This is a genomic window from Enterococcus sp. C53 (assembly GCF_040887425.1).
GTDB lineage: Bacteria > Bacillota > Bacilli > Lactobacillales > Enterococcaceae > Enterococcus_B > Enterococcus_B hirae.
This window is the reverse complement of sequence record NZ_JBFOFT010000007.1, coordinates 72,274-97,593: the sequence shown is the minus strand read 5'-3', so window position 1 is coordinate 97,593 and position 25,320 is coordinate 72,274. Positions and strand designations below refer to the sequence as shown.

General features: G+C 36.5%; 31 protein-coding genes and 1 tRNA gene. 27 read left to right on the top strand and 5 right to left on the bottom strand.

Annotated features, from left to right (window positions below):
* The first annotated feature begins 14 nt into the window (after positions 1 to 14).
* The 8 genes from recR (at position 15) to AB3I42_RS09995 (ending at position 5,505) form a co-directional block, all read left to right on the top strand.
* Entirely contained in the window at positions 15 to 611 is a 597-nt protein-coding gene (gene recR / locus AB3I42_RS10030; RefSeq protein ID WP_010718690.1) for a recombination mediator RecR, read from the top strand.
* Between the two features lie 63 nt (positions 612 to 674).
* Positions 675 to 1,319: a dTMP kinase gene (gene tmk / locus AB3I42_RS10025; protein ID WP_081123239.1), complete on the top strand. Its 645-nt coding sequence runs from the start codon at positions 675 to 677 to the stop codon at positions 1,317 to 1,319.
* A gap of 14 nt (positions 1,320 to 1,333) precedes the next feature.
* Positions 1,334 to 1,663, top strand: a complete 330-nt coding sequence (locus AB3I42_RS10020; protein WP_010718688.1) for a cyclic-di-AMP receptor — start codon at positions 1,334 to 1,336, stop codon at positions 1,661 to 1,663.
* Between the two features lie 8 nt (positions 1,664 to 1,671).
* Positions 1,672 to 2,613, top strand: coding sequence for a DNA polymerase III subunit delta' (gene holB / locus AB3I42_RS10015; protein ID WP_010718687.1), 942 nt, complete (start codon positions 1,672 to 1,674; stop codon positions 2,611 to 2,613).
* Positions 2,614 to 2,648: 35 nt separating this feature from the next.
* Positions 2,649 to 3,473: a stage 0 sporulation family protein gene (locus AB3I42_RS10010; protein ID WP_010738041.1), complete on the top strand. Its 825-nt coding sequence runs from the start codon at positions 2,649 to 2,651 to the stop codon at positions 3,471 to 3,473.
* On the top strand, positions 3,466 to 3,810 hold the full coding sequence (locus AB3I42_RS10005; protein WP_010718685.1) for a DNA replication initiation control protein YabA: 345 nt from the start codon (positions 3,466 to 3,468) through the stop codon (positions 3,808 to 3,810). The genes AB3I42_RS10010 and AB3I42_RS10005 overlap by 8 nt, the downstream gene beginning before the upstream one ends.
* Positions 3,811 to 4,232: 422 nt before the next feature.
* Positions 4,233 to 5,099 (top strand): 16S rRNA (cytidine(1402)-2'-O)-methyltransferase, encoded by an 867-nt coding sequence (gene rsmI / locus AB3I42_RS10000; RefSeq protein ID WP_368022469.1) that lies wholly within the window; start codon positions 4,233 to 4,235, stop codon positions 5,097 to 5,099.
* A gap of 145 nt (positions 5,100 to 5,244) precedes the next feature.
* A complete protein-coding gene (locus AB3I42_RS09995) occupies positions 5,245 to 5,505 on the top strand; it encodes a hypothetical protein (RefSeq protein ID WP_081123238.1) in 261 nt (86 codons plus the stop codon).
* Between the two features lie 301 nt (positions 5,506 to 5,806).
* Here AB3I42_RS09995 and AB3I42_RS09990 read toward each other — a convergent pair whose 3' ends face one another.
* Positions 5,807 to 6,154 (bottom strand): thioredoxin family protein, encoded by a 348-nt coding sequence (locus tag AB3I42_RS09990; RefSeq protein WP_002328072.1) that lies wholly within the window; start codon positions 6,152 to 6,154, stop codon positions 5,807 to 5,809.
* Positions 6,155 to 6,375: 221 nt separating this feature from the next.
* Between AB3I42_RS09990 and AB3I42_RS09985 the strand changes: the two genes are divergently transcribed.
* Positions 6,376 to 7,326 carry a permease gene (locus tag AB3I42_RS09985; protein ID WP_010738040.1) on the top strand — a complete coding sequence of 317 codons (951 nt, stop codon included), beginning with the start codon at positions 6,376 to 6,378 and terminating at the stop codon, positions 7,324 to 7,326.
* 10 nt (positions 7,327 to 7,336) lie between these two features.
* Positions 7,337 to 8,200: a TIGR03943 family protein gene (locus AB3I42_RS09980; protein ID WP_010718682.1), complete on the top strand. Its 864-nt coding sequence runs from the start codon at positions 7,337 to 7,339 to the stop codon at positions 8,198 to 8,200.
* Positions 8,201 to 8,342: 142 nt separating this feature from the next.
* On the opposite strand, the gene AB3I42_RS09975 is transcribed toward AB3I42_RS09980, so the two are convergent.
* Positions 8,343 to 8,834: a threonine/serine exporter family protein gene (locus tag AB3I42_RS09975; RefSeq protein ID WP_010718681.1), complete on the bottom strand. Its 492-nt coding sequence runs from the start codon at positions 8,832 to 8,834 to the stop codon at positions 8,343 to 8,345.
* 15 nt (positions 8,835 to 8,849) lie between these two features.
* Positions 8,850 to 9,602 (bottom strand): threonine/serine exporter family protein, encoded by a 753-nt coding sequence (locus AB3I42_RS09970; RefSeq protein ID WP_010738039.1) that lies wholly within the window; start codon positions 9,600 to 9,602, stop codon positions 8,850 to 8,852.
* 119 nt (positions 9,603 to 9,721) lie between these two features.
* On the opposite strand from AB3I42_RS09970, the gene AB3I42_RS09965 reads away from it, so the two are divergent.
* The 8 genes from AB3I42_RS09965 to AB3I42_RS09930 all read left to right on the top strand — a co-directional run bounded on the left by AB3I42_RS09965 (position 9,722) and on the right by AB3I42_RS09930 (position 14,805).
* Positions 9,722 to 9,792 (top strand) — tRNA-Gly (locus AB3I42_RS09965).
* Between the two features lie 285 nt (positions 9,793 to 10,077).
* A complete protein-coding gene (locus AB3I42_RS09960; protein ID WP_010718679.1) occupies positions 10,078 to 10,794 on the top strand; it encodes a DNA/RNA non-specific endonuclease in 717 nt (238 codons plus the stop codon).
* 268 nt (positions 10,795 to 11,062) lie between these two features.
* Positions 11,063 to 11,329, top strand: a complete 267-nt coding sequence (locus AB3I42_RS09955; protein WP_010718678.1) for an IreB family regulatory phosphoprotein — start codon at positions 11,063 to 11,065, stop codon at positions 11,327 to 11,329.
* Positions 11,326 to 11,757 carry a Holliday junction resolvase RuvX gene (gene ruvX, locus AB3I42_RS09950; protein ID WP_010718677.1) on the top strand — a complete coding sequence of 144 codons (432 nt, stop codon included), beginning with the start codon at positions 11,326 to 11,328 and terminating at the stop codon, positions 11,755 to 11,757. The genes AB3I42_RS09955 and ruvX overlap by 4 nt, the downstream gene beginning before the upstream one ends.
* Before the next feature lie 23 nt (positions 11,758 to 11,780).
* Positions 11,781 to 12,092: a DUF1292 domain-containing protein gene (locus AB3I42_RS09945; protein WP_010718676.1), complete on the top strand. Its 312-nt coding sequence runs from the start codon at positions 11,781 to 11,783 to the stop codon at positions 12,090 to 12,092.
* A gap of 394 nt (positions 12,093 to 12,486) precedes the next feature.
* Positions 12,487 to 12,972 (top strand): RNA polymerase sigma factor, encoded by a 486-nt coding sequence (locus tag AB3I42_RS09940; RefSeq protein WP_306690401.1) that lies wholly within the window; start codon positions 12,487 to 12,489, stop codon positions 12,970 to 12,972.
* Entirely contained in the window at positions 12,972 to 13,898 is a 927-nt protein-coding gene (locus AB3I42_RS09935; protein ID WP_010738037.1) for an anti sigma factor C-terminal domain-containing protein, read from the top strand. Before AB3I42_RS09940 ends, AB3I42_RS09935 begins: the two co-directional genes overlap by 1 nt.
* Positions 13,899 to 14,628: 730 nt before the next feature.
* Positions 14,629 to 14,805, top strand: coding sequence for an SEFIR domain-containing protein (locus AB3I42_RS09930; protein WP_014834493.1), 177 nt, complete (start codon positions 14,629 to 14,631; stop codon positions 14,803 to 14,805).
* A 72-nt stretch (positions 14,806 to 14,877) separates the two neighbouring features.
* Here the strand turns inward: AB3I42_RS09930 and AB3I42_RS09925 are convergent, their stop codons facing one another.
* Positions 14,878 to 15,711, bottom strand: coding sequence for a GNAT family N-acetyltransferase (locus AB3I42_RS09925; RefSeq protein ID WP_368022468.1), 834 nt, complete (start codon positions 15,709 to 15,711; stop codon positions 14,878 to 14,880).
* Between the two features lie 283 nt (positions 15,712 to 15,994).
* Here AB3I42_RS09925 and AB3I42_RS09920 point away from each other — a divergent pair, with 283 nt between their 5' ends.
* The 7 genes from AB3I42_RS09920 to AB3I42_RS09890 all read left to right on the top strand — a co-directional run bounded on the left by AB3I42_RS09920 (position 15,995) and on the right by AB3I42_RS09890 (position 21,700).
* Complete coding sequence (locus AB3I42_RS09920; RefSeq protein ID WP_368022467.1) at positions 15,995 to 17,635, top strand: malolactic enzyme; 1,641 nt, start codon at positions 15,995 to 15,997, stop codon at positions 17,633 to 17,635.
* A gap of 218 nt (positions 17,636 to 17,853) precedes the next feature.
* Positions 17,854 to 19,176, top strand: coding sequence for a 2-hydroxycarboxylate transporter family protein (locus AB3I42_RS09915; RefSeq protein WP_368022466.1), 1,323 nt, complete (start codon positions 17,854 to 17,856; stop codon positions 19,174 to 19,176).
* 305 nt (positions 19,177 to 19,481) lie between these two features.
* Positions 19,482 to 19,877: a DUF1310 family protein gene (locus AB3I42_RS09910; protein WP_010738034.1), complete on the top strand. Its 396-nt coding sequence runs from the start codon at positions 19,482 to 19,484 to the stop codon at positions 19,875 to 19,877.
* 26 nt (positions 19,878 to 19,903) lie between these two features.
* Positions 19,904 to 20,929, top strand: a complete 1,026-nt coding sequence (locus AB3I42_RS09905) for a hypothetical protein (protein ID WP_368022465.1) — start codon at positions 19,904 to 19,906, stop codon at positions 20,927 to 20,929.
* Positions 20,930 to 21,094 carry a hypothetical protein gene (locus AB3I42_RS09900; RefSeq protein WP_154650182.1) on the top strand — a complete coding sequence of 55 codons (165 nt, stop codon included), beginning with the start codon at positions 20,930 to 20,932 and terminating at the stop codon, positions 21,092 to 21,094.
* 16 nt (positions 21,095 to 21,110) lie between these two features.
* Entirely contained in the window at positions 21,111 to 21,428 is a 318-nt protein-coding gene (locus AB3I42_RS09895; protein WP_010738032.1) for a hypothetical protein, read from the top strand.
* Between the two features lie 23 nt (positions 21,429 to 21,451).
* Positions 21,452 to 21,700 (top strand): hypothetical protein, encoded by a 249-nt coding sequence (locus AB3I42_RS09890; protein WP_010738031.1) that lies wholly within the window; start codon positions 21,452 to 21,454, stop codon positions 21,698 to 21,700.
* A 184-nt stretch (positions 21,701 to 21,884) separates the two neighbouring features.
* Here the strand turns inward: AB3I42_RS09890 and AB3I42_RS09885 are convergent, their stop codons facing one another.
* A complete protein-coding gene (locus AB3I42_RS09885) occupies positions 21,885 to 23,279 on the bottom strand; it encodes a PLP-dependent aminotransferase family protein (RefSeq protein WP_131773396.1) in 1,395 nt (464 codons plus the stop codon).
* Between the two features lie 91 nt (positions 23,280 to 23,370).
* Between AB3I42_RS09885 and AB3I42_RS09880 the strand changes: the two genes are divergently transcribed.
* A complete protein-coding gene (locus AB3I42_RS09880; RefSeq protein WP_131773029.1) occupies positions 23,371 to 24,336 on the top strand; it encodes an ornithine cyclodeaminase family protein in 966 nt (321 codons plus the stop codon).
* A 1-nt stretch (position 24,337) separates the two neighbouring features.
* Positions 24,338 to 25,129, top strand: coding sequence for a PhzF family phenazine biosynthesis protein (locus tag AB3I42_RS09875; protein ID WP_010738028.1), 792 nt, complete (start codon positions 24,338 to 24,340; stop codon positions 25,127 to 25,129).
* The last annotated feature ends 191 nt before the right edge of the window (positions 25,130 to 25,320 follow it).

The following is a 25,320-nucleotide window of genomic DNA, read 5'->3' as shown; positions in this document are numbered from 1 at the left end:
AAGGGGTAATGAAAATGCAATATCCAGAACCAATTGCTAAATTGATCGATAGTTACATGAGACTGCCAGGGATCGGTCAGAAAACAGCCACAAGATTAGCTTTCTACACGATCGATATGAAAGATGAAATCGTGAATGAATTTGCTAAATCGTTGTTAAGTGTCAAACGAGATCTTCATTTTTGTAGTGTTTGCGGCAACATCACAGAAGAAGACCCATGTGAGATTTGTAAAGATCCTTCAAGAGACCGGGGGGTTATCTTAGTCGTCGAAGAACCAAAAGACGTGATGGCGTTAGAAAAAATGCGGGAATATCGTGGGCTTTATCATGTTCTACATGGGGTTCTTTCTCCAATGGAAGGGACTGGACCTGAAGATATCAACATTTCTTCGTTACTTGAACGCCTACATGATGATCAAGTGAAAGAAGTGATCATTGCAACAAATGCAACCACTGAAGGAGAAGCTACTGCCATGTATCTTTCACGATTGATCAAACCGGCTGGTATCAAAGTCACTCGATTGGCCCACGGCTTATCCGTTGGTTCGGATATCGAATATGCTGATGAAGTGACCCTGTTAAAAGCGGTAGAAGGCAGACGCGAGTTATAAATTTTCTATAAAAAAGAATTTCGGCTACAATAAAGAAGTAACGCAAGAGATGGGGGCAAAAATGTGAACGGACTATTTATTACGATCGAGGGACCAGATGGAGCTGGGAAAACCAGTATTCTAAATGAGTTATTACCTCTTTTGAAAAAAGTAGCAAAAACAAAGATCATTCAAACAAGAGAACCAGGTGGGATCCCGATTGCCGAAGAGATTCGGGCAGTTATCCTTGATCCTAAAAATGATCGGATGGATGAACGGACAGAAGCTTTGCTATATGCTGCGGCTAGAAGACAGCATTTGGTCGAGAAAGTCCTACCTGCTTTATCAGAAGGAAGCATTGTTTTATGTGATCGATTTGTAGACAGCTCATTGGCTTATCAAGGGGCGGGACGTAGAATCGGTGTTTCTGAGATTGCCCGCTTGAATGAATTTGCTACAGAAGGTACGACACCTGACTTTACCCTTTATCTCGATATTGATTCAGATACTGGATTGCATCGCATTAAAGAGAACCGAAGAGGTCAAATCGATCGATTAGATTCAGAAGGATTGGAATTTCATCAACGAGTACGTCATGCGTATTTAAAAATAGCTGAAGAGAATCCTGAACGTATTTATAAAATTGATGCAAGAAAGAGCTTTGAAGAGGTACTTCAAACAAGTTACAGAGCCATTGTTGAACAATATCCACAATTTTTTGAAAACTAGGAAGGTGACTGTATATGAAAATTATTTTAGCAATTATTCAAGACAAAGACAGTAATCGTTTATCCAATGAATTGATTGATGCCAATATCCGTGCAACAAAATTATCTTCAACTGGTGGCTTTTTGAAAGCTGGCAACAGTACATTTATTGTTGGGATTGAAGACGAACGTGTAGAAGAAGCATTAGAAATCATCAAAAAAACTTGTGAATCAAGAAAACAATTTGTTTCAACACCTGTCACGTTGGATATCTCTATGGACGGTGGAGTTCCTTATCCAGTAGAAGTTGAAGTCGGTGGAGCAACCGTCTTTGTGTTACCAGTTGAAGGATTTCATCAATTTTAGGAGGCGCCATGGATCAAGAATTTACGCTGGATCAAATGCAACCTATCGTGTATCAACAGCTTCAACGAAGTTTTGAGCATGGGCGCCTCGCTCATGCTTATCTTTTTGAAGGCGAAAAAGGAACGGGAAAACACGAAATGGGGATTTGGTTAGCACAACACCTGTTTTGTACGAATCTGCAGGAACAACTTCCTTGTGGAGTATGCAATAATTGTCAACGAATCCAAAACCAAGAACATCCAGACGTTTTAACGATCGTACCAGAAGGGCAAACGATCAAAGTCGATCAAATTAGACGTTTACAAACCGAATTTAGTCGTAGTGGTTATGAATCTCGGAAGAAAGTTTTCCTTATTCAAGAAGCAGAAAAGATGAATGCAAGTGCAGCAAATAGTTTGCTTAAGTTTTTAGAAGAACCACCAGGCGATTTTCTAGCGATCTTAGAAACAGATTCGATTGGGCGAATCCTACCAACGATTCAATCACGCTGCCAAATCTTGCATTTTCAGGAGCTGGCTAAAGATGCGTTGATTTATAAATTACAACAAGCACAGATTCCTTTAGAAAAAGCGAAACTTTTGACTTTCTTGACGAACAGTTTCACAAAAGCAGTTGAAATATCGCAAAATGAATGGTTTAATGATGCTAAGGATTCGATTCAACAGTGGTTTGTGTATTTGCAAAAAAATGATACACAAGCATTCATTTATGTTCAAAAAAAGTTAATAAAGACTTTTAAAGAAAAATCGCAACAATTTACTGGTTTATCGATCTTAATGTTTTATTATCAAGAAGCTTTACAACAAGCTTTAATAGCAGAAAATCTTAGAAAAGTAACACGTATTAATCAGACGATTGAGCGTATTTTATTAGCGGAACAGAAATTAAGAAGCAATGTCAGCTTCCAAGCAGTAGCGGAACAGTTTGTTTTACAAACAATTACTGGCTGAGACAGCAGGAAAAATGAGGGTCAAGGGGGATGGAAATGGTCGAAGTAGTAGGTGTCCGTTATAAAGAAGCAGGTCCTATCTATTATTTTAAACCTGGTCAATTAACGTATGAATACAACGAGAAAGTAATCGTTGAAACTCAAAAAAACTTACATATTGCAACTGTCGCCATTCCTAAAGCAGAACTTGATCCGGAAGAATTGCCTGAGCAAATCAGTTCAATTTTGCATAAAGCGACACAAGCAGAACTCGAAAAAGAACAAAAAAATAAAGAAGATGCAGAACAAGCCAGGCTGATTGCGAAAGAAAAAGTCAAAAAACATGGGTTAGAAATGAAGATCATTCATGTAGAATATACGTTAGATCGTAGTAAACTCATTTTTTCATTTACAGCAGATGGACGAATTGATTTTCGGGAATTAGTCAAAGACTTAGCTGCCGTGTTTCGCACTAGGATTGAACTTCAACAAATCGGAGTACGAGATGAAGCAAAATTGCTAGGTGGAATTGGCCCATGTGGACGGCCTTTATGCTGTGCTTCTTTTTTAGGAGATTTTGTCCCAGTTTCAATCAAAATGGCAAAAAATCAAAATTTGTCCTTAAACCCGACTAAGATATCTGGGTTGTGTGGACGTTTGATGTGTTGCTTGCAATATGAAAATGAAGAATATGAATTAGCAAAAAAAGCACTTCCAGATTTTGGAACAGTGGTTAACACTCCTGATGGTAAAGGGAAAGTTGTCGGCTTGAACTTACTTAATCGACTAGTAAATGTTCGATTAACAGGTCGGGAAAATCCAATCGAATATGAATGGGATGAATTGAAAAACTTCATCCAGGTAGGTGAGATAAATGGATAAGAGATCATTATATGATGGCTTGAACCAATTAGAATCAGAGCTAAGAAATACATTAACTGAATTGGTGGAAATGAAGCAAGCATTACATGAGATCGTTGAAAAAAATACAACGTTGGAAATGGAAAATCAACGTTTAAGAGAGCATTTACGGGAATTAAATCAAGTACAAACACCAGCAGATAATGTGAAACAAGAACTTTCAAAATCTCGTATGAACTTAGAAAAGATTTATGAAGAAGGCTTTCATGTTTGTTATGATCTCTATGGCTCAAGACGTGAGAATGACGAACCTTGTGCCTTTTGTTTAGAAGTCATCTATCGAGAAAGCGGACGGTAAACAAAGAGATTTGAAACAAGCCTGATATTGCTTATTTTTAGCGATCAATAAACGGCACTCACAGTATCACTTCTACGGAATTAAGTCCGAAAATAAAAAATAAGAAATGCTATTTTTCAATGTTTCGCCCTTAATTCTTAAAGGAGGCCGTGTTGTTCACGACCTCTTATATGGCGTTCAAAGCATTGCTTCTGCGGAATTAAGCTCAAAAAATTAAAAATATGAAAAGCTATTTTCAATTTTTCGTTCTTAATTCTTGAAGCAGCCCATGCTTTTCACGACCTTTACACGGCGTTCAAACATCAGCTCCTTGAAATAAGCCTGAATTTTTCAAAACATGAGAAGCTGTTTCAAAAAATTCTTTCTTATTGTCATCGGAGCTACCCGATGTTTTCACGACCTCTTACACAGGAGAATAAATCATGCTTAATCAAAAAAGTTTTAAAGGACATCATGAAACTGGCTCGTTTTATTTAGTACCGACTCCGATTGGTAATTTAGAAGATATGACTTATCGTAGTGTACGGATATTACAAGAAGTAGACTTGATTGCCAGTGAGGATACACGAAATACCCAAAAATTACTGAATCATTTTGAGATTCAGACACCGCAAAAAAGTTTACATGAACACAACTATAAGGAACGAATTCCGCAATTGATCGCTGAGTTGATGTCTGGTCGCTCGATTGCACAGGTAAGTGATGCTGGGATGCCTTCTATTAGCGATCCAGGACATGAGCTGGTACTTGCTTGCATCCAAGCGGGGATTCCAGTAGTCGCTATTCCAGGACCAACTGCTGGGATGACTGCGTTGATTGCTTCAGGCTTGTTACCTCAGCCATTTTTATTTTATGGTTTTTTAGGAAGAAAGAAAAAAGAACAACAAACAACGTTAGAAACATTGAAAGAATACACAGCTACATTGATTTTTTACGAATCTCCTTATCGGATCAGTGCAACTTTAACGAATATGTTGACTGTTTTTGGTAACCGTCAAGTTGTTTTGTGTCGAGAATTAACAAAAATCCATGAAGAATATTTACGTGGAAGTATTGAAGAGTTATTAGACTACATTGAAGAACACCCTGTAAAGGGAGAATGCTGTTTATTGGTTGAAGGAAATACTGGAAGTGAAGAGCCACAAACACAAATTGAAGGATCATTGAAAGAACAAGTCGAACAGTTGATTGCTCTTGGGGAAAAAACAAATGCAGCTATTAAAGCTGTTGCTGTAAAAAACGGACTCAAAAAGCAAGAAGTATATCGACAATTTCACGACTTGGACTAGTTGTATCGAAAAAGATATTTTTTGAAGGAAAGTTATGTCCGAATTGCATAGGAAAGAACGTTTCTTTATTGGTAATGACCATTTGATTTCAATGAAAAATTGAACTGATTTGAGACTTTTTCTAACGATTATCGAGGTGATCAATGTGAAAACACATGTAGGTTTACTTGATAAGATCAGAGTGATAAAGACGCAACCATTGCTTGTTCGGTTTACATTGGAAACCATTCATCAGCCACTTAATTGTATTGTTGCAAATGTCGAGATTGCGGATAAGTTGATGATGATGGAAGAAAGAAAATATAACATTGCTGTTACAGGACACTTGAATCGACGTAATCAGCTAGTTGTTGAGAGTTTGCAAGTGAGAAATCCAGATCAATATACACGAAATCTCAAAATCTAGAGCGAGTGCGAGAAGTACTATGAAATTAGTGCGGTGCAATGTTACCCGCAGATTTCAAATATTAAAACACCATGGAGATTGAATGAAGTTCAACCTCTATGGTGTTTTTACGTAATGTCAACTACATAGCTAAATAAACCATAGTGAAAAAAATACTAGAACGAATTTCCAAAATTTCGCCCATAGTAAGATGAAGGGAACTTAAGCAAATCTAAGTAAACCTAAGAGGTATTTTATCCTATCTAAAGGTTAGCGCGCATTAATTATCTTCATATGGCTATAGTATAGGTTAAGACAACGATTACTGAAACAATTCTTCATAGCTGATCGTTTCATCAGAGTTATTTAACTGATCCAGCAACGTTTCTAGTTTCGCAAAATTGATAAAGCGTGCTTGTCGTTCGACTTCTTTATTTTTATGGTAGATCAAAATAACAGGAGCAGTCAATATTTGAAAGGCGCTAGCTACTTCAGGTGTTTCCACAGCATCTAAATGAAAACTAGGAAAATCATACTGATCCAATAATTTCTTCAAACGAGGAAGAACAGCATGACATACGCTGCAATTTGGCATAGATAAGTAAAGAACTACCGTTTCATCTTGTGCTAATGACTGATGTACTTCTGATAGATTCGTGGTTTTTTTCATATAAAAAACGTCCTTCCTAATCAAAACAGCCTTTCACAATAAACGTTGTGAAAGATTTCGTGAACCCATTTAATCACAATAAGAAAAAAAGTCAATTAACTTGTCTTATTTTTATCAAATAAAAGATAAGAGTTAGGTAAGAAATAGAAGTAATCTTGTTTTTTTTTAGCGAAAAGCGTATATTATTCTGGCAAATGATGTTTATAGTAAGGAGCGAAAAAATGTTTTCTTTTATACCAAATTCGGTATTGCAGATGAGTACGATTTTTCTATCAATCGTTATTGAAGCTTTACCATTTGTTCTATTAGGCTGTCTCATCTCTGGGGCACTACAAGTCTTTTTAACACCTGAGCGAGTCAAACGCTGGTTACCAGACAATCGCTTTTTATCCATTTTGACTGGTTCTGTTTTAGGATTTTTCTTTCCATCCTGTGAATGTGGGATCGTACCGATCGTTCATCAGTTTGTCAAAAAAGGAGTTCCTGTGCATACCGCTTTTGCATTTATGTTAACAGCACCTATTATCAATCCAATCGTCATTTTTTCTACTTTTATTGCATTTGGGAACTCTTGGGAAATGGCCGGTTGGCGAATGGTTGGAAGCTTTGTGGTAGCGTTGATCATTGGTATCTGGCTCGCTTATTTTCAAAAAGAAAGTGTATTGAAAACGAAGATCCAACAAACAATCGATCATAACCATCATCACAACCATCATCATGACCACACCCATGGTACCAATAAACACGAGGAGGTCAAAATTGGGAGAATCAAGCAACTTAGTCAGCAAACAGGTCATGTCCTCACACATTCGATCGATGAATTTTTTGATACGGGTCGGTATCTGATTGTCGGTGGTCTGATTGCCGCTAGTATGCAAACTTACTTGCCAACTCGTGTCATGTTGACACTGGGCTCAACCAAACTACTAGCAATTATTATTATGCTTCTTCTAGCTTTTACGATGTCCCTATGCTCGGAAGCAGATGCGTTCATCGGGTCCTCCTTACTCAGCCTTTTTGGTACAGCTCCTGTGGTGGCATTCTTAGTATTTGGACCAATGGTGGATATCAAAAACCTTTTGATGATGAAACGCTATTTTAATGGTCGCTTTATTTTGATGCTCATTGGTTTGATAGCCGTTAGTGTGATTGGTTTTACATTATTTATCTAGGAGGAGCAGTATGATACGATTTTTGATATTATCTGGTTATTTTGAGCTAATGATGTATTTACAAGTATCTGGGAAATTAGATCAGTACATCAATGTTCATTATCGTTATTTGGCTATTTTATCGATGATTTTATCTGCTTTACTTGCATTGGTCCAATTGTATATTTGGGTCAAGAGTGATTCAGTAAAAGGGAAAAAACAGGTAGATGAAGAAGTACACCATCACCACGATCATGATCACGATCACGGGTTAACCAAACCCTCACAACGAGTGATCGCTTATGTTCTGTTGGCTTTACCTGTTATTGTCGGTACTTTATTTCCAACAGTCAGTTTAGATACGACGATTGTGGAAGCAAAAGGATTCAATTTTCCAATAAGTAAGGAGTCGGTTGGAGACCCTGAAATGCAGACACAATATTTAAAGCCTGATACGAGCATTTATTTTAACAAGTCTGACTATTTGGATCAGATGAAAAAATTAAAAGAAAAATATGATGACAAACAGCTTATTAAGATCACTGATGAGAATTACTTGGAAGTCATGGAATTGATTTATAATTACCCAAGTGAATTTATTGGGAAAAAAATCTCTTATGAAGGCTTTGTGTATAAAACGCCAGATGGGGAAAAAGAAGATAATTTCTTATTCCGTTTTGGAATCATCCATTGCGTTGCTGACTCAGGTGTATTCGGTCTATTGACACATATGCCGGAAGGAACGAATGTCAAAAACGATGAGTGGTATAAAGTAGAAGGCACCATCCAATCTGACTATTATGAACCCTTCAAACGGGACATTCCAGTTGTAGAGGTCAATACTCTAACCAAAATCGAGGCGCCCAAAAATCAATATGTGTATCGGTCATTTTAAAGCAAAGACTAAAATTATTAGTGACAAAAACAACTGATGTGACAATAAAAAACCAAAGTACTTGAAAATAGCTTGTAGCTTGCCTATTTTCTAGATACTTTGGTTTTTTATTCATGGCATGATTATTTTTGCCGTTACTTTTTCATTTATGAACGTTTTTAGTTGTTCTTTTTTTTCGTTTCAAAAAAATGGCTTCTCGTTTTAATTTGAAGTTTCGGATATTGTGGTTGAAGACCTCTGATAAAACGAGTCCTAAAGCAATAGCACCAGCAATCATGATCGCTTGAACTGTATAACTTGCAGCTGCCTGATACGAGCCAGTTACTAGATTTCTCACTGCTTGATAAGCCAGACCTCCAGGAACTAGTGGTACCATGCCAGGGATATTAAAGATGGTTACAGGCATTTTTAATCGTTTAGAAAAAAGATCACTGATAAATGCAACACCTAAAGAACCCAGTAACGAACCAAAAGCCGGCGTACCACCTAAGTCCACACATACCCAATAGATCATCCAGCCAAAGGCACCAGAGAGCCCACAACAAATCAAGGCACGTCTAGGAACGTTGGTGATGATCGCAAAAGCTGCTGTGGCTAAAAAGCTAAAAGAAAATTGAATAAATAGATTCCACATCATCATGTTCCTTTCTCAATAAAAAAGTTGGAAGATAAAGGCAATCGCAAATCCGATCATTGTGGCAGTCATCATGGCCTCTGTACCACGAGAAACTCCAGAAACATAGTGTCCAGCTAGTAAATCCCGAATAGCATTTGTAATCTGTACTCCAGGAACAAGGGGCATGACACAACCGATGATGATCAAATCCTGATTGGCACCTAATCCGACACGAATGCTGAGAATAGCTGTAAGACCAATTAACAAGGAAGATAAGAACTCTGACAAAAATTTGATCCGAAAAAATTTTAAACTATATAAGTAAATCGCATAGCCGATACCGCCGATCATCAAAGTGATTGGTAGATCACTCATTTCTCCACCAAATAATACCATGATCGTTCCGCTAATCACCGCAGCACTTAAAATTTGAAGCCATACTGGGAAAAATGATCGGTCTTTTTCAATGGCTTGTAAGGCAACGTAGAGATCATTCAAAGTTAACTCACCAGCAACATATTTTCTAGAAAGATTATTGACATTGACAACTTTTTCCAGATTAATGGAGCGATTGGTGATTTGTTCCATTCTAATGGTTGACGTACGGTCAAGACCAATAAACAAACCCGTTTGAGTAACATAGCTGACCAGTCGATAATTGCCAGAAGCAAGAGCGATTCGGCTCATTGTGTCTTCTACTCGGTACATCTCAGCGTTGCTTTCCATCATGATTTTGCCAGCTAATAAACAAGTATCAAGTAATAAATCCAACTCTTTTTCTGTCATAATATTTTCTCCAATAGTTCATTTGTTGCTTTTATTTTACTACAAATGACTAAATAAAAGAGAAATAAATAAATACTTGAGTATGAAAAGAAAGAGGCGTATACTGATTTTTGTAAGATGCGGGTGTAGTTTAGTGGTAAAATCCCAGCTTCCCAAGCTGATGTCGCGGGTTCGATTCCCGTCACCCGCTTAAACGAACGATAAGAATGAAGAGAAACAGTATTGATCACATGTTGTTTGATCAATACTGTTTTTTGTTTTTGAGTCACAAGGTATTTTTTGCTTGATTAAGTGAAAACATACTGTTTTAAGATCAATGATTTTTTATGATGTATTCTTTTTAAGAAGAGATCAATTTTTAATTAGTATAGAGAATTAAAGGTAGAAATAAATGGAATAAAATAAGTTTAAATATTTTAAAAAAGGGGAACGTATGTTAAAGTTTAGAATAGTTGTTTAGAAAAGGAGTAAAGAAATGCAGAAAAAATCAACAAAAGCCATTATGGGTGTGGTTGTTGCTGTTTTAGCAGGGGCACTAGGACTATCAACACAAAAAAATTCAGATATCGTTCAACAAATTACTGGGTTATTTGACTCAACCCCACAAGCGTCAAAAGTAGCAGACGTACCAGAATATGATGGGAAGCATCAAGAAATTGAGATCAATCAGAATCGCCCGGATTTCACTGAAGAAGATTTGAGCTTAGCTAAAGGAACATGGCAAAGCTATTCAAATATTGATCGATTGAACCGTGTAGGTGCGGCCAATGCGTTATTGGGAAAAGACCTTTTTCCCAAAGAAAAACGCGAGCCGTTGTATATTGATCCAACTGGTTGGAAACAAAAAAAATTAAGCGATGGCCAATGGCTTTATAATCGTAGCCATTTGATTGGTTATCAATTGACTGGACAAAACAACAACATCAAAAATTTGATGACAGGTACTCGTTCATTAAATGCGCCGTATATGCTAGTCCATGAAAATGATATTGCCGCTTATATCAAAGAAACCAATCATCACGTTCGTTATCGTGTCACTCCACATTTTAAGGGGAATGAATTAGTTGCCAGAGGAGTGCAATTAGAAGCAGAAAGTATTGAAGATAAAAAAATAAAATTTAATGTGTTTATTTATAACGTTCAAGAGGGTTATGAAATCAACTATGATACCGGACAGGCGAGAAAAAAATAGCTAATGACATTCGATAGTATACGAAAAAAGTATGAACTTTTTGAAGAATTATCGAAAAAGCTTATATTTATTTAAATATAGCGTATACTTTGGTTAAGATACGATCAAGTAACTGAACATTTGATCACAAATATGTTAAAGTAATTAGAAGTCTGTTTATTAATTTAACCGGAAGTTTTTTAAGATTTATTTGTAGTTTTAAGGTAATTCGAGTAAAATAAAAGTGTAGAAGGTAAATGAATACCTTGCGGGAAAGAGGTGTAGAATCATGGGTTTTACAGATGAAACCGTACGTTTTGGTTTTGACGATAGTCGTAAAAAAGAAGTAAGTGAGACATTAGCGATCGTTTATCGGGCTTTAGAAGAAAAAGGCTACAATCCAATTAATCAGATTGTTGGCTACTTGCTTTCTGGAGACCCGGCCTACATTCCTCGTTATCGTGATGCAAGAAACTTGATACGTCGTCACGAACGCGATGAAATCATGGAAGTAATTGTTAAAGATTATCTAACAAACCATGGGGTAAGTATATGAGAGTAATGGGCTTAGATGTGGGCTCAAAAACAGTTGGTATTGCTGTTAGCGATCCATTTGGTTGGACCGCTCAAGGAGTAGAGATCATTCGTATTGATGAAGAGGCGGAAGAGTTTGGCTTTGACCGTTTGAAAGAACTAGTCGATCAATACGAAGTAGACCGATTTGTCGTAGGCTTACCTAAAAATATGAATAATACAATTGGACCAAGAGCAGAAAGCTCAATGGCTTATGGAGAAAAAATTAAAGAATTATTCTCGTTACCAGTTGAATATCAAGATGAACGACTAACCACAGTTCAAGCTGAACGAATGTTAGTTGAGCAAGCCAATACATCAAGAGCTAAAAGAAAAAAAGTGATTGATAAATTAGCTGCTGTCATGATTTTACAAAATTATTTAGACGGTTCAGGAAAAAAATTATTTTAATTTCAATGAAAAGAGGGAGACTTATGACAGAACATAACCACACACATGACCACGATCACGAAGGGCACGAGCATATCACCTTAGTAGATGATCAAGGAAACGAAACGTTATATGAAATTTTATTAACAGTTGATGGACAAGAAGAATTTGGCCGTAACTACGTATTGCTTTATCCAGCTGGTGTACCAGAAGATGAAGATGTTGAGTTACAAGCCTATGCTTATGTCGAAAATGAAGACGGCACAGAAGGCGAACTAGAACAAATCGAAACTGATGCAGAATGGGACATGATTGAAGAAGTATTCAACACGTTCATGGCTGAAGAAGAAGAATAGTCTTAAAATGACGGCTGAACCCTTGATGGATAAGGGTTCAGTTTTTTTTTGTTTTGCTTTGACCAAGGTTATTAAAAATCGGCTCTTTGTCAAGAAGGACTGATGAGTGGAGTAAAATCAAATCTGAGTCTGAACAATCAACTCGGTTTCATCAGCCACATAAATAATAGAGTCAAAATAGTTAAGTGTATTTTGTTTTAAGGAATGATCAAGAATAAAGTATGCAGAAAATATCTGATTTCTAGATAGGAATATAAAACCCTTCGTAGGGTACGATATAATAATAAGAGGTTCTTTGTGATGAAGTATGTGACTTGTCATTGTTTCTAAGAATGAAATGACAGATAAAGTGAATATTCTTGTCCACTTTTTCAGATGTTCAAGCGTTGTATAGATGAAAGGAGAAAATGAAATGAAACAGGAGGGAACATTTGAAGAAGTATTACTTTTATTAGGGCAAGAAGTAATCAGAGTGCTAATAGAAAAGGGGAGTACGTTGGAAGACGCAGAAGATGCTGTTTCTAAAACCTATGATACTATATTTTCTTCTCTTATCTATATGACACAGGATAATTTACGTCCTTGGTTTTTTAGAGTTTCTTTCAATAACTATATTGATTTATTCAGGAAAAAGAAGCGTGAAAAAGAGCTTATTTTTCGCTATGTTGACTCTCAGTCGAATGGAACTAATGAATCAGAAAATTTATGGATGATTATCGACTCGCTAAAAAGGCAAGAACAAGAATTACTGATTTTTAAGTATTATTATCGACTATCGTATGAGGACATCGCGAGTATATTAAATCAAAAAGTAGAAACCGTGAAAAAACAATTATACAGAGCACGAAAAAAATTAAAGGCAAACTGGGAGGATGAGTGATGGATTTGAATAGGAGTATCAAAAAAGCCAAAAGAAAGCAGATAATAATGGTCAGTTGTGTTTCAATCATAATTTTTCTTACGATGTCGGGTATCTTGGTTTTTATATTAGATAAAGTCGCTACGAAAAATTATCATGAGCTAGATCAGTCGTTATTTGCTTACCAAACAATTGCCTCACCAAATACACAAATTGACTCACAAGTGATTGCTAACAGCTCAATTTTGGGCGGGGAGGTCGTAACTAACCAATCGAAAAACATTGATGGCTACATTGTACCCTGGAGTAGTTTACATAGTAAGTACAATGTTTTTGGCAACGAAGTGGACAATAATGAACGGATGACATCTTGGTATCATTCCCTTAAAAATTCATATGAATATAATCGTCAAACCAAACAAAAAGTCGCCACATTCTACAATCCGACGATTGAAAACTATTATGGTGGGGTGAAAAATGAATTAGCGGATTTAAAAAACACGGATGATTTACTTGCAGAAGTAGCTATTTCCTTTGATCGGCCCTATCGCTATAGTGAAGTGAAAAAAATGTTTCCGGAAAATGTCAATGTTGTCTGGTTGTATTTGTTTTCTGAAGAGAGAGACGAAAGCAAAGGACGTTCGGGTATGCCAACGTATGGTTTTCAGCTAAGTTTTGATGAAAAGAATCAGCTGATTGATGCAGAAGCAGATAAAGATTATTTTTTCAGCTCATTTGAATCACACGTTTCTTCTGTGAATAATAAAGCAATGGTAAATTTTCTAAAGGAAAACGAAAATAAGAAAGTAGATGACCTAGAAGTCTTAGGAGTAATGATTACAGGACAAGCAAAGAATTTAGCAGAACTAAAAGACAAACCCTTTGTTAGAGGCAGTTCTGTTGGTGTAACAGTACCGATTGTTCCATACATTGTACCAGAAAAATAGTAAGCTATCCTAAACAAGGAAATTGAATGAGTTCGTTTTAAAATAAGAGCTAAGAAAATCCCCAATTATTTTAAATACAAATTCAAGGAGACCAGTTATGAAAACTAGAGTGCTTATAAAAACCTGTGAATTTCTGCTCTTAATATTAAGTCTATTTTTAGCTGTAAAACATTACATTTTGCTGTTTCCAAAAAAAGTAAAAATTCTTTTATGTCTCATCAAAAAGGACTATTACTTCCCTTATGGATGGAAAACACTATCGATTTAGTAGTAACAGTGATCGTGTTACTCTTGATAATCGTACTTTCATGATATAGATAAGTACTTACCTTAATTTATAAAACATGCTGACTGATAAAATAGGATCAGCAGACGGGGGCAAAAATCTTGAATTTTTGTCCCTTTTTGTCTTTCCTTTTTAGTGGGTGCCACATTTGTAATGTTGACACGTGGCTCTATGGGAATCATTTCTCTATATAACATTGCGCTACAAAATTTTATTCAAAATTTGGTGTGACAAATACTAAGAAAAATTTTTGCCATGTATAAAGAAAAGTTACAACTAGATTTTTCAATGATTATATAGTGTCTATTTAGGGCACGCTTTAAATAGACGTTTTATTTTATAGATGATTCGGGGGACAACTATAGATAATCTACATTAGGTATAGAAAGAGTAAGTTGTGCTACATATATAGTATTAATTACATATTCATAAGGGAAAATACTATTGGAAAATATTAAAACAAAAAAGGTGTATATTTCGTATAGTTGGTCAAATAAAGAACACAAGGAAAGGGTAATACGATTAGCAGAAGAGTTGGTGAATCTTGGTTCCTTGTCAGATATTATTGAGGGAGAGCCTATAAAAAATGTTGGTGAACTTCACCAACATCAAAACGTATAAAGCCATTCTATATAGAGCATTTCTTAACTGAAAAACTGTTTTATTTCTAGTGATACTTTGGAGTGACAGCTTTCAATATTTAGTCAGTTGGCAAACATAGTAATCAAATGTACTTTTCTTTTCAAAGCCCATGTTTACATATAAATCATATGCAATTTGATTGGTTGCATCGACTTCTAAATAAATTTCTTTTTCTTCTTTGATTAATAATTCTTGGATCAAACGGTTCAAGCAAAGTTTACCTAACCCTTGACCACGAAAAGCCGGTGCTACGACTAAGCCGTAGATACCATAGGAAGATAGATCCTCTTCGATTCGGGCACAAGCAATCAGTTGATTTTCTTTATGAAAAACAACTGTTTTCTCTAAATCTTCAGATGACAATGAAGGAACCGTTGCCCCAATTTCTCCTAATTGGAGTTGGGCAATTAGGGAAGATTCCTTTAGAGTAGCTTTTTGTGGTCGATAAGGAGAATCTAGCTGTTTAAATTTGTTTGGCTGAAGAATCAACCGATACTCAGTAAACTGTTTGTTCAATTCTTTTTTCGACTCAATGTAATTTTTCAAAAAAAGGTCATGTGGATCAGTGATGTAAAGAATCGTTGTTCGGCCGATGGTTTGAGCAAATCCCATCATTTCGTCAAGTAGTTGTTGTAAACAAGCCAAATTTTCATGCACGATCATTGTCACTTCTAGTTCACTCTCATCATAAAAACTTAAAAAAGCATAGGCAATAAGTGTCTCTTCTTTAAAACAAAGGACATGGCGGATCTGGTCGTTCGTTTGTTCAGCAAAATCAGGAGCTAGTTTAAACTGGCAGTGACGCTGCTGTTCGATCTGTTCTTTCAATTCACGGATCGTTTGCTTGGTATCAGGTTGTAGCTGTCTTGTGATAAATACTTTCATTTATTTTCCCCAATCAAAAGATTTTTCTCATCTTATCTTATTTTTTTAACCAACACAATAAGAAAGTGAATCGCGGTAGTTGGTCGTTCCTTCATTTGGTCATGGAGCCAGAAAGCGAGTCATTGTATTCAACGAGAGTGTCATACAAATGCAATGCTCATAAAAATATAGTTTATAAGGAAAAGTGACATATAAATAAAATTTATGGTAGGTATTAGTTTTGACTATATTCTTTTCTCACGCCTATACTTCCCTTGTTACTAAAACCTAGGAGGAATTAGCTATGTTGACAGGATTAAACTTATTAAATAATCCATTTTTAAATAAAGGAACAGCTTTTACGAAAGAAGAACGTGCGAAATATGGGATTACAGGTATGTTGCCAAGCACAGTCCAAACGTTAGAGGAACAATCGATTCAAGCATACGGACAATATTTGAGTAAACAAAGTGATCTTGAAAAACGAATCTTCTTAATGAATTTATTCAATACAAACCGGACACTCTTCTATAAATTAATGGGACAACATTTAGTTGAGTTTATGCCAGTTGTTTATGATCCAGTCGTTGCGGATTCAATCGAACAATACAATGAAATTTTCTTAAAACCGCAAGATGCTGCGTTTCTTTCAATTGATGAACCAGAAAATATCAAAGCAAGTTTACAAAATGCTGCGGACGGTCGAGACATTCGCTTGATCGTGGTGACTGATGCAGAAGGAATCTTAGGCATGGGTGACTGGGGAGTCAATGGTGTAGATATTGCGATCGGTAAATTGATGGTTTATACAGCAGCTGCTGGAATCAACCCTGCCCAAGTATTACCTGTATCGATTGATGCAGGAACAAATAATGAAGAATTACTAAATAATCCATTGTATTTAGGAAATCGCCATCGTCGTGTGACAGGACAAAAATATTATGAATTTATCGATCAATTCGTTGATGCAGCAACGGATCTTTTCCCAGAACTATTACTACATTGGGAAGATTTTGGACGAGGAAATGCTGCAACGATCTTAGAAAAATATGAAGATAAAATCACTACTTTCAATGATGATATCCAAGGAACAGGGATTGTTGTTCTTGCTGGTGTACTAGGTGGACTGAATATTTCTGGAGAATCATTGAAAGATCAAACGATTTTGACTTTTGGAGCCGGTACTGCGGGCGTAGGTATTGCCAATATTCTATTAGACGAAATGATTCGTCAAGGTGTATCAGAAGAAGAAGCTCGAAAACACTTTTATCAAGTAGACAAACAAGGGTTATTATTTGAAGATACAGAAGGTTTGACTCCAGGACAAATTCCTTTTGCTCGAAAACGATCTGAATTTACTAATTCTGCTGAACTAACAACTTTAGAAGCGGTCGTAAAAGAAATTCATCCAACAATCATGATTGGGACATCGACTCAACCAGGTGCGTTTACGGAAGAAATCGTTAAGGAAATGGCAAGCCATACACCACGTCCAATCATCATGCCATTGTCTAATCCAACGAAATTAGCGGAAGCGAAAGCCAAAGATTTAATTGAATGGACTGATGGGAAAGCATTAGTAGGAACTGGGATTCCGGCAGCAGACGTGGAATACCAAGGAGTAACTTATCAAATCGGACAAGCAAACAATGCGTTGATGTATCCAGGGTTAGGACTTGGTTTGATTGCTTCAACGGCTACAAGTGTGAATGCTGAGATCATTTCTCAAGCAAGTCGTGCATTAGGTGGAATCGTTGATGTTACACAACCAGGCGCAGCAATTTTACCTCCAGTTGCGAAGATCACTGAATTTTCTCAAACAATTGCAGAAACAGTAGCGAAATCTGTTGTTTCTCAAAAATTGAATCGTGAAGAAATCACTGATATCAAAGCAGCAGTGGAATCTGCTAAATGGGTACCAGAATACCAAGAGTTAGACAAATAAGCTTGACCAAATTTCTAAAACAAAGTGAATGAAGGATTAGTTGAGCACAATCATACACAGAGTACGTTAATCGGTGAAAGGAAAGCAGCTGATTAGGTGCAACGAGGTGAAAAATGGGAATCACCTGATGAAGAAGCTATAAAAATCAGATATTGAACTATTTTTCAACGTACCTCAGCCTTTCACCGTGCTTTTTTATTCAGAAAGGATCTGTATGAATGACACAAAGAGAAGAATCAACTACAAAAGTTGAAGAAAAAACAAAAGAAGCATTTTGGACAACTAAGATTACTGGAGTAAGTCTTCCTATCTATTTTGTTATGGTATTAGTCCTGATCGTTGCAATGGCACTTGGAAAATTACCAACGAATATGATTGGTCCGATCGCTGTTCTAGTGATATTCGGGAATTTATTTCATTTTATTGGTACAAAAATCCCAATCGTTAGAAGTTATCTAGGTGGAGGTTCCGTATTTGCGATCTTTGCCTCAGCTGCAATTGCGACTTTTGGTATATTACCAGAATACGTGGTGAAAGCTACTGAAAATTTTGTAAGTAACATGGGTTTCTTAGATTTTTATATCGCAGCTTTAATCACTGGGAGTATTTTAGGGATGAATCGTAATTTACTAATGAAAGCATCGGTACGTTTCATTCCAGTAGCACTTATTTCAATGATTGTCTCGTTTTTTGCTGTTGGTCTAGTTGGAATGTTAATTGGTAATGGGTTTGGACGTTCCGTACTGTATATCTCTTTACCAGCAATGGCTGGAGGAGTTGGAGCTGGCGCAGTTCCATTATCTACGATTTATGCGAACGTCTTAGGAACAAATGCTTCCTCTATTATTTCTCAATTACTCCCAGCTACAGCAATGACTAATGTCTTAGCCATCATTGGAGCAGCTTTGGTTGCTCGTGCAGGAAAATCAATGTCTAAATTGAATGGTGAAGGCAAACTTATGGCAAAAGGCGATCTTGGTGACGGTAAACCACGGAATGTGAAACCATCGATCCCTCAATTAGGTGTAGGTCTAATGGTGTCATTGACATTCTTTATTTTAGGACAAATTGGCAACTACTTTGTGCCAAAAATCCATGCGTATGCGTTCATGATCATCATTGTCGTGATTTGTAAAATTACAAATCTCTTACCTGATTATTATGAGGATGCAGCAATTATGTTCAATAATCTGATCGTTAAGAATTTAACAGCAGCTGTCCTTGCAGGAATAGGGATTGCGCTATTGAATCTAAATGTCTTAGCTTCAGCGTTAACTTGGCAATTCGTTGTTTTATGTTTGACAAGTGTTGTAGCAATCTCGCTCACTTCAGGATTCGTGGGACGTTTGTTCGGTTTGTACCCAGTTGAATCAACCATTACAGCTGGATTGTGTAACAATTCAATGGGTGGTACAGGGAACGTAGCAGTATTATCTGCGGCTAATCGAATGGAACTAATTGCTTTTGCGCAAATGGGAAATCGTTTAGGCGGTGCAATCGTCTTGATCATTTCAGGATTTTTGATGCAACTATTTTCTTAAGGAACGAAGACAATAATTTTTTCCTTACTTTAATCGATAAGAAAAACATAGATCTGGAACAACGTTTGTTCCAAATCTATGTTTTTTTGTTTACATTCTTCTAATTGAGCAGGAACTACCCATGATGAAAGTCACGAGTGTACTCGGCTAATTCATCAAACCAAAAGCATGAATCGTAAAAGAAACCAGATCAACAAAAAAATTGGGTTTATCTGACAAAAATCTTCAAGTACTTGCGTATCTCTATTATGAAAAGAGAATGACGAACGTGTTGGTCAAATAGATAGAAAACAGGAAGAGGATTTATGAAAAAACAAAACATGTTGTATCGTTTAATGAAAATTTTAGGGATAGCAGTAATCATAATCGGAGGGATTGTGTACATGAAACAAAAGCAGCTTAATGAAGAAATGGTCAATATGATTAAGAGTGACCGAGTAGCGCAACTGATCGAATCTGAGTTAAAACGGTTAGATCCCAAAGCATTAGCAGCTGAAGGAATCGTCCATTCGTATGAAATTGATTACGAAAGTATTGAACCTAATCGTTTAGGAGGAATCAACGTTGAATTGATCATTAATCAAGATGAAGAGTTAACATTAGGATTGGTAGTCAATGAGCGCAGGAACCAATTAGTGAATGATGGATTAGTTCTCTCAGAAAAACTAGATAGGCTGATTGAGAGAGCGGATCAGTTATGAGTATGACTGATGAAGAGAGAATAAAAATGATAAGCCAAAGCTATATGAATCTCGAAGTGAACAAAAAAATTTCAGTGAATCGTCAAACATATGGTTATGTATCAAAGATAATAGATAACAAAAAAAGTGGAGAAAAAAGTTTTATCATTACCGACGGAAATCCAAAAGTGCAAAAGCCAAAAGAAGTGAAACAGATAACTATCCTTTATCAAGGCTCGATAGGGATCAATAAAATACTGGTAAATCCTGGAGATGTATGGCGAGATTGGGGAGTAAATAATCTTCCTACGGCTGTCCAAGTGATCAATGCAGGAGGAGCAACTGCGATGCCGCAATTAAAGTCTGCTGCTCGTACATTACAAGAAACCATGCAAATGTATCCCAATGCCAAAGTTTCAGTATACGGCCATTCTTTAGGTTCAATGAATGGACAATATGCTATTTCAGATTTGCCGACTGCTTTTCATGATCGGCTAGAGGGAGTATATCTCTACCAAGGCCCCAACATTTACAGTATTTTAAATCCCAGACAACAAGCAGCGGCAGATAAATTAACGAATGAAGGAAAGATTTTCAATTTTATTGACACAAGAGATTTAGTACCAATCGGGTATTCACTGACAAAAAAACAAGTGGGCACAGTAATTGAAGTGACATCTAAAAAAGTGAAGTTGGGCAAACAGCATATGTTGGGCGGTTATTTATTTGATCAAGATGGGAATCTAGTGACACAATCTAAAGGGATTATCCCATTAGCAAAACATCAAACAAGCAAAGAGTTGGATCGGCTCGCTGAGATTCATCATCAATTTAGTCACAGCGGTAAAGGAATTTCTTCTTCACAAGAGATTTTTTTAGATGCGATGCAAGCGAAAACGATTACCTTGGGATACAAACAAGCGATTCAATCTGAGATAGACACAGTGGTCATGTGGCTAAACAATGAGATTGAACAGGCTAATCTTCTTTGGAGCCAAACGAAACGGGATACGAACCGCTGGGGTGAACATTTGAATGATACCGAAAAAATGGCTATTCTGGCAGAAAATTAGGTGACAGAGTACACACTAGTCCGTCAGCCAGTGGCTACCTATGAACAACAACTAACCCTATTGCAAAAGGTCCAACATGAATTAGATGCGCTACTGAAACAGATAGTTACCACCATTGAAGAACAGGTGAGGACAGATAAAACATTGTCCCAATATCTTTCATAAAATGGAGGGGTTATGGATGAAAAAAGGTGAAGGACAGTCTCAACCTATGGAAAAACAGTTATATTCAGAAAAAAAACAATTAGAAAATCAACTCGACCAACTAAAGAAAGAAAAAAGTAAATTTGATCATTACTTAGATCACTTAGCAGACCAGTTCCATGATTTTTTGTTTTTTGATGTTTCCCCCCACAGAAAACAGTTCTATCATCTGTTAAATGATAGTAAAGAAGAGGCGGAAAGGATTTTTCGCAGAGAGAAAAGAATGATCGAATGTCGCATTGAATGTCCATTAGTAGAGAAGTATTCTGCTTTAGAGAAAGAATCTAACAACTAATAAAAACGAAAAGGGAGAAAAACATGTTTGAAGAATTACAAAGAACATTGGAGAAACAACTCATACGGCTTATTGTTGCAACACCAAGTCATGCCACATCGCAAAATAGAAAAAAGTTAACTAAGCTAACGCTTCAACAGAAGAAACAAACGTTGAAACAGCTGACTACAAGTTATGCAAATCATTTAAGTCACGTTTCTAAAGGAACATGGGTCAAGACAGCTATCCAAGTGATCGAAAGAACGGCGAATCAATTCGAATGGCTTACTTAAGGAAGTAAAAAAGTTGAGCATGAAGTTGTGCTAAACTTTTTTACTACGAGTAAATGATCGATTCAATGATGAACCGCAATAACAAGAGAAGACGTTCTAAATCAAAGGAGTGATGGATCTTCTCTTGTTTGCCAGTGATTGAATGATTTTTTGAGTATACCTAAGAATAGAAACTAAAAAAAAATCATAAATAAGCATCGATTTCTTCTTTAATGATCCGTAATCCTTTTTTTAAAATCTCCAAATGATTGGATGATAGGGCGATTCGGATAAAAGGATCAGCTTGTTGTTGACTAGTGAAGCGATTCGAGTGATAGATTCTTATCCCTTTGTTCAAAAAATGTTGTTCTACATCTAAGGGAGAAATATCGGCTCGGATCGGAATATTTCGATAATAAGGATAAGGATTCGAAGGACGAGGTAAATCAAAATACGCATCAAAGCAGTCATTTGCTTCGGCTGTTCGCTTTAATTTTGTTGTTAAGATTTTCTGGACTGTTTCTGGTGAGTGCAAGATTTGAGTGATGATTTCTGCATCTAAACCAGATGTTTTGACGTTTATATTAAAGATTGCTCGTTCAATTCGTTCTCTTAAACGTTCTGGGAATACAAGATAGGCTACACGAAGACCTGAACAAATGAATTTGGTCATTCCTGACAAGTAAATGGTTTGGTCAGGTAGCAGCTGTTGAAACGGTGGCAAAACTTGTTGTTGAAAATGGGTCGTTAAAAAAGAATGAATATCGTCTTCAATAACTAATAACTTTTCTTTGGAAATAATAGCTTTCAATTCATTACGCCGTTGGAGAGACAGTTGAAAACCGATGGGGTTATTACAAGAAGGCATCAGATAAATCCCTTTTATTTTCTTTTTATGACACTCTTGTAGCAATAATTCAGGTTTCATTCCTTCTTGGTCGAAATCGATCGGAACTACTTCTAAGTGATACAAATGCGCTAACTCAATAAAATTGGAATAGGTATATCGGTCAATAGCGATTCGATCTCCAGGAGAAAAAAAGGCGGCAAGTGTCACAGCAAGACCATTTTGAACACCAGAAACGATTGCGGTATGATGAATCGTTGTTTGAACCCCTTGAGTCTGTAACCACTCGACTGCCGTCTTTAATTGAAAATTGGTTCCCATAGGATCACGATAATTCAATAAACCCACGATATTGGGGTTGAGACTGACTGAATGGATAAAAGGCAGTACAAGATGGTTGCAGTCTTCAAAAGAACTAACTAATCCAAAATCAATCACATGCTCAGCTACTTGATTAGTTGAAATCGTGATTGAAGTAAAAGCATTAGGGGAAACGAACGTACCACTTCCAATATTCGTGTACAAGAGACCTTTCTCAATACCATATTTATAGGCCTGACCGACAGTTGTAAAATTGATATCTAAATAGTCGGCTAATTCTCTCTGAGAAGGAAGTTGGGTATTTTTTTGTAACTTACTTGTAAGAATATCTTCTTCTAGCTGTTGGATCAGAGATTTATAGATGGGGCGTGTTAATTGTGTTTTATCAGGTCGCCAAGTGATCGGATAATCTTCATAAGAATTTATGGGCATTTTATTCACCTCTAAAATTGTATTCCATACAATTATACTATTGAATGTATATAATTCAATGATAATATATGGACGTGAGGGGGAGATTTTTATGAGAAAAATCGATTTTGAAGAAGCAGTATCACGATTAGATTTTCAAGAGGCAATTGAAGTAATGCGTCAGTGTTTTAGCGATTATGGCGAAGGAAAAATTAGTCAAAATACACGTATGGTAGAGATTTTGCCAGATGGTAAAAACAAAAATGTTTTTGCGATGATGCCTGCTTATCTTGGTAAAGATCGTTATTTTGGTGCAAAAATCATTACTGCATTTCCTGATAATCATTTACAAGGACTATCTTCACATTTGGGGGAAATTCTATTATTTGATTCTAAAAACGGTGTACCTGTAGCGCTAATCAACGCGAATGCAGTCACTTGGATTCGTACCGCTGCAGTTTCCGCTTTAGCCACTGATATATTGGCGAAAAAAGAAGCGGCATCATTAGCTTTAATCGGGGCTGGACAACAAGCAAGCTCGCATTTGAATGCGATCTGTGCTATACGTTCAATCAATAAAGTATCTGTCTATGACTTGAGTAAAGAAAGAAGTCAACAATTTATTGAGGAAATGCAAACAGCATACCCGGAAATTGAATTTTCAAGTGGAGAAACACTCGCAGAAACAGTGCAACAAGCTGAGATCATTTGTACACTAACACCTAGTAAAGAGGCGTTTTTGAAAAAAGAATGGCTTACTCCTGGTGCGCATATCAATGCTATTGGTACGTTTACACCAGATACACGTGAAATCACTAATGAGTTGATGAAAAGCAGTGCCATCTATGTCGATGATTATGAAGCTGCAATGAAAGAAAGTGGGGATCTACTGATTCCGATTGCTGAAGGAGAATTATCAGAATCAGCGATCTCAGGCTCGTTAAGTGAATTGGTTTCAGGAAAAAGATTATTAAAAGACCAACAAGAAACAATCACGATTTTTGATGCCGTTGGCTTAGCGATTGAAGATCTATGTTGTGCAGAATATATTTATCAAAAAGTTAAGGAGTCTGAATAAAATGAAGTTAAGTTATTATGTTGTTGATGCATTCACACAAGAAGTGTTTAAAGGGAATCCAGCAGCAGTCTACGTTTTAGAGAAGTGGTTACCAGATACGGTGATGCAAAAAATTGCTATTGAGAATAACTTATCTGAAACAGCATTTACTGTCAAAAAGGAGGAACACTATGAGTTACGTTGGTTTACTCCGGATCGTGAAATCGACTTATGTGGACATGCTACTTTAGCAACAGCGTTTGTTTTGTTCAATTATTATGGGGTAGAGGAAGAAACAATCAAATTTACTAGTCAAAGTGGCGAACTTCTTGTGACAAAACAACAAGAAACTTACTATATGGATTTTCCAAGTATCATGCCTAAAAAAGTAGCAATTTTACCTGAATACGAAAAAGCGATCGGTGCAAAAATCAAAGCTGCTTATTTAGCGCGAGATTTATTTTTTGAACTGACAGATGAAGAAACCGTAAAACAGTTGCAACCAAACTTTTCAGCTATTAAAAATTTTGATTTGGGCGTTGGCGTGATCGTAACCGCACGTGGTCAGAAGGAAGATTTTGTTTCTCGTACATTTTTCCCGAAATTAACGATCAATGAAGATCCCGTTTGCGGTTCTGCTCATTCCAATCTTATTCCTTATTGGGCAAATAAATTAAGTAAGAAAAAAATGATTGCCCATCAGCTTTCACCAAGAGGTGGCTACCTTGATTGTGAGTTACGAGGGGAGCGGATCATGATTGGTGGAGAAGCAGTGCTATTCGCTCAAGGAGAAGCTTATATTCCAGAAAAATAAGCATCGCAAATGAAGCAGGAGTTCCCTCTGACAATCTATACCTTTTTCTTCTAGGGCAATTTCCAGAGGATAGAAGTAAGCCTGTTTTTAGAGATACTAGAAGAGGCTGAGGCAGGTTTTGGCTTAGTCTCTTCTTTTCAACCATAATATTGAAGCTTTCCTAGAAACTCTCTCTATTATTTTACTACTAC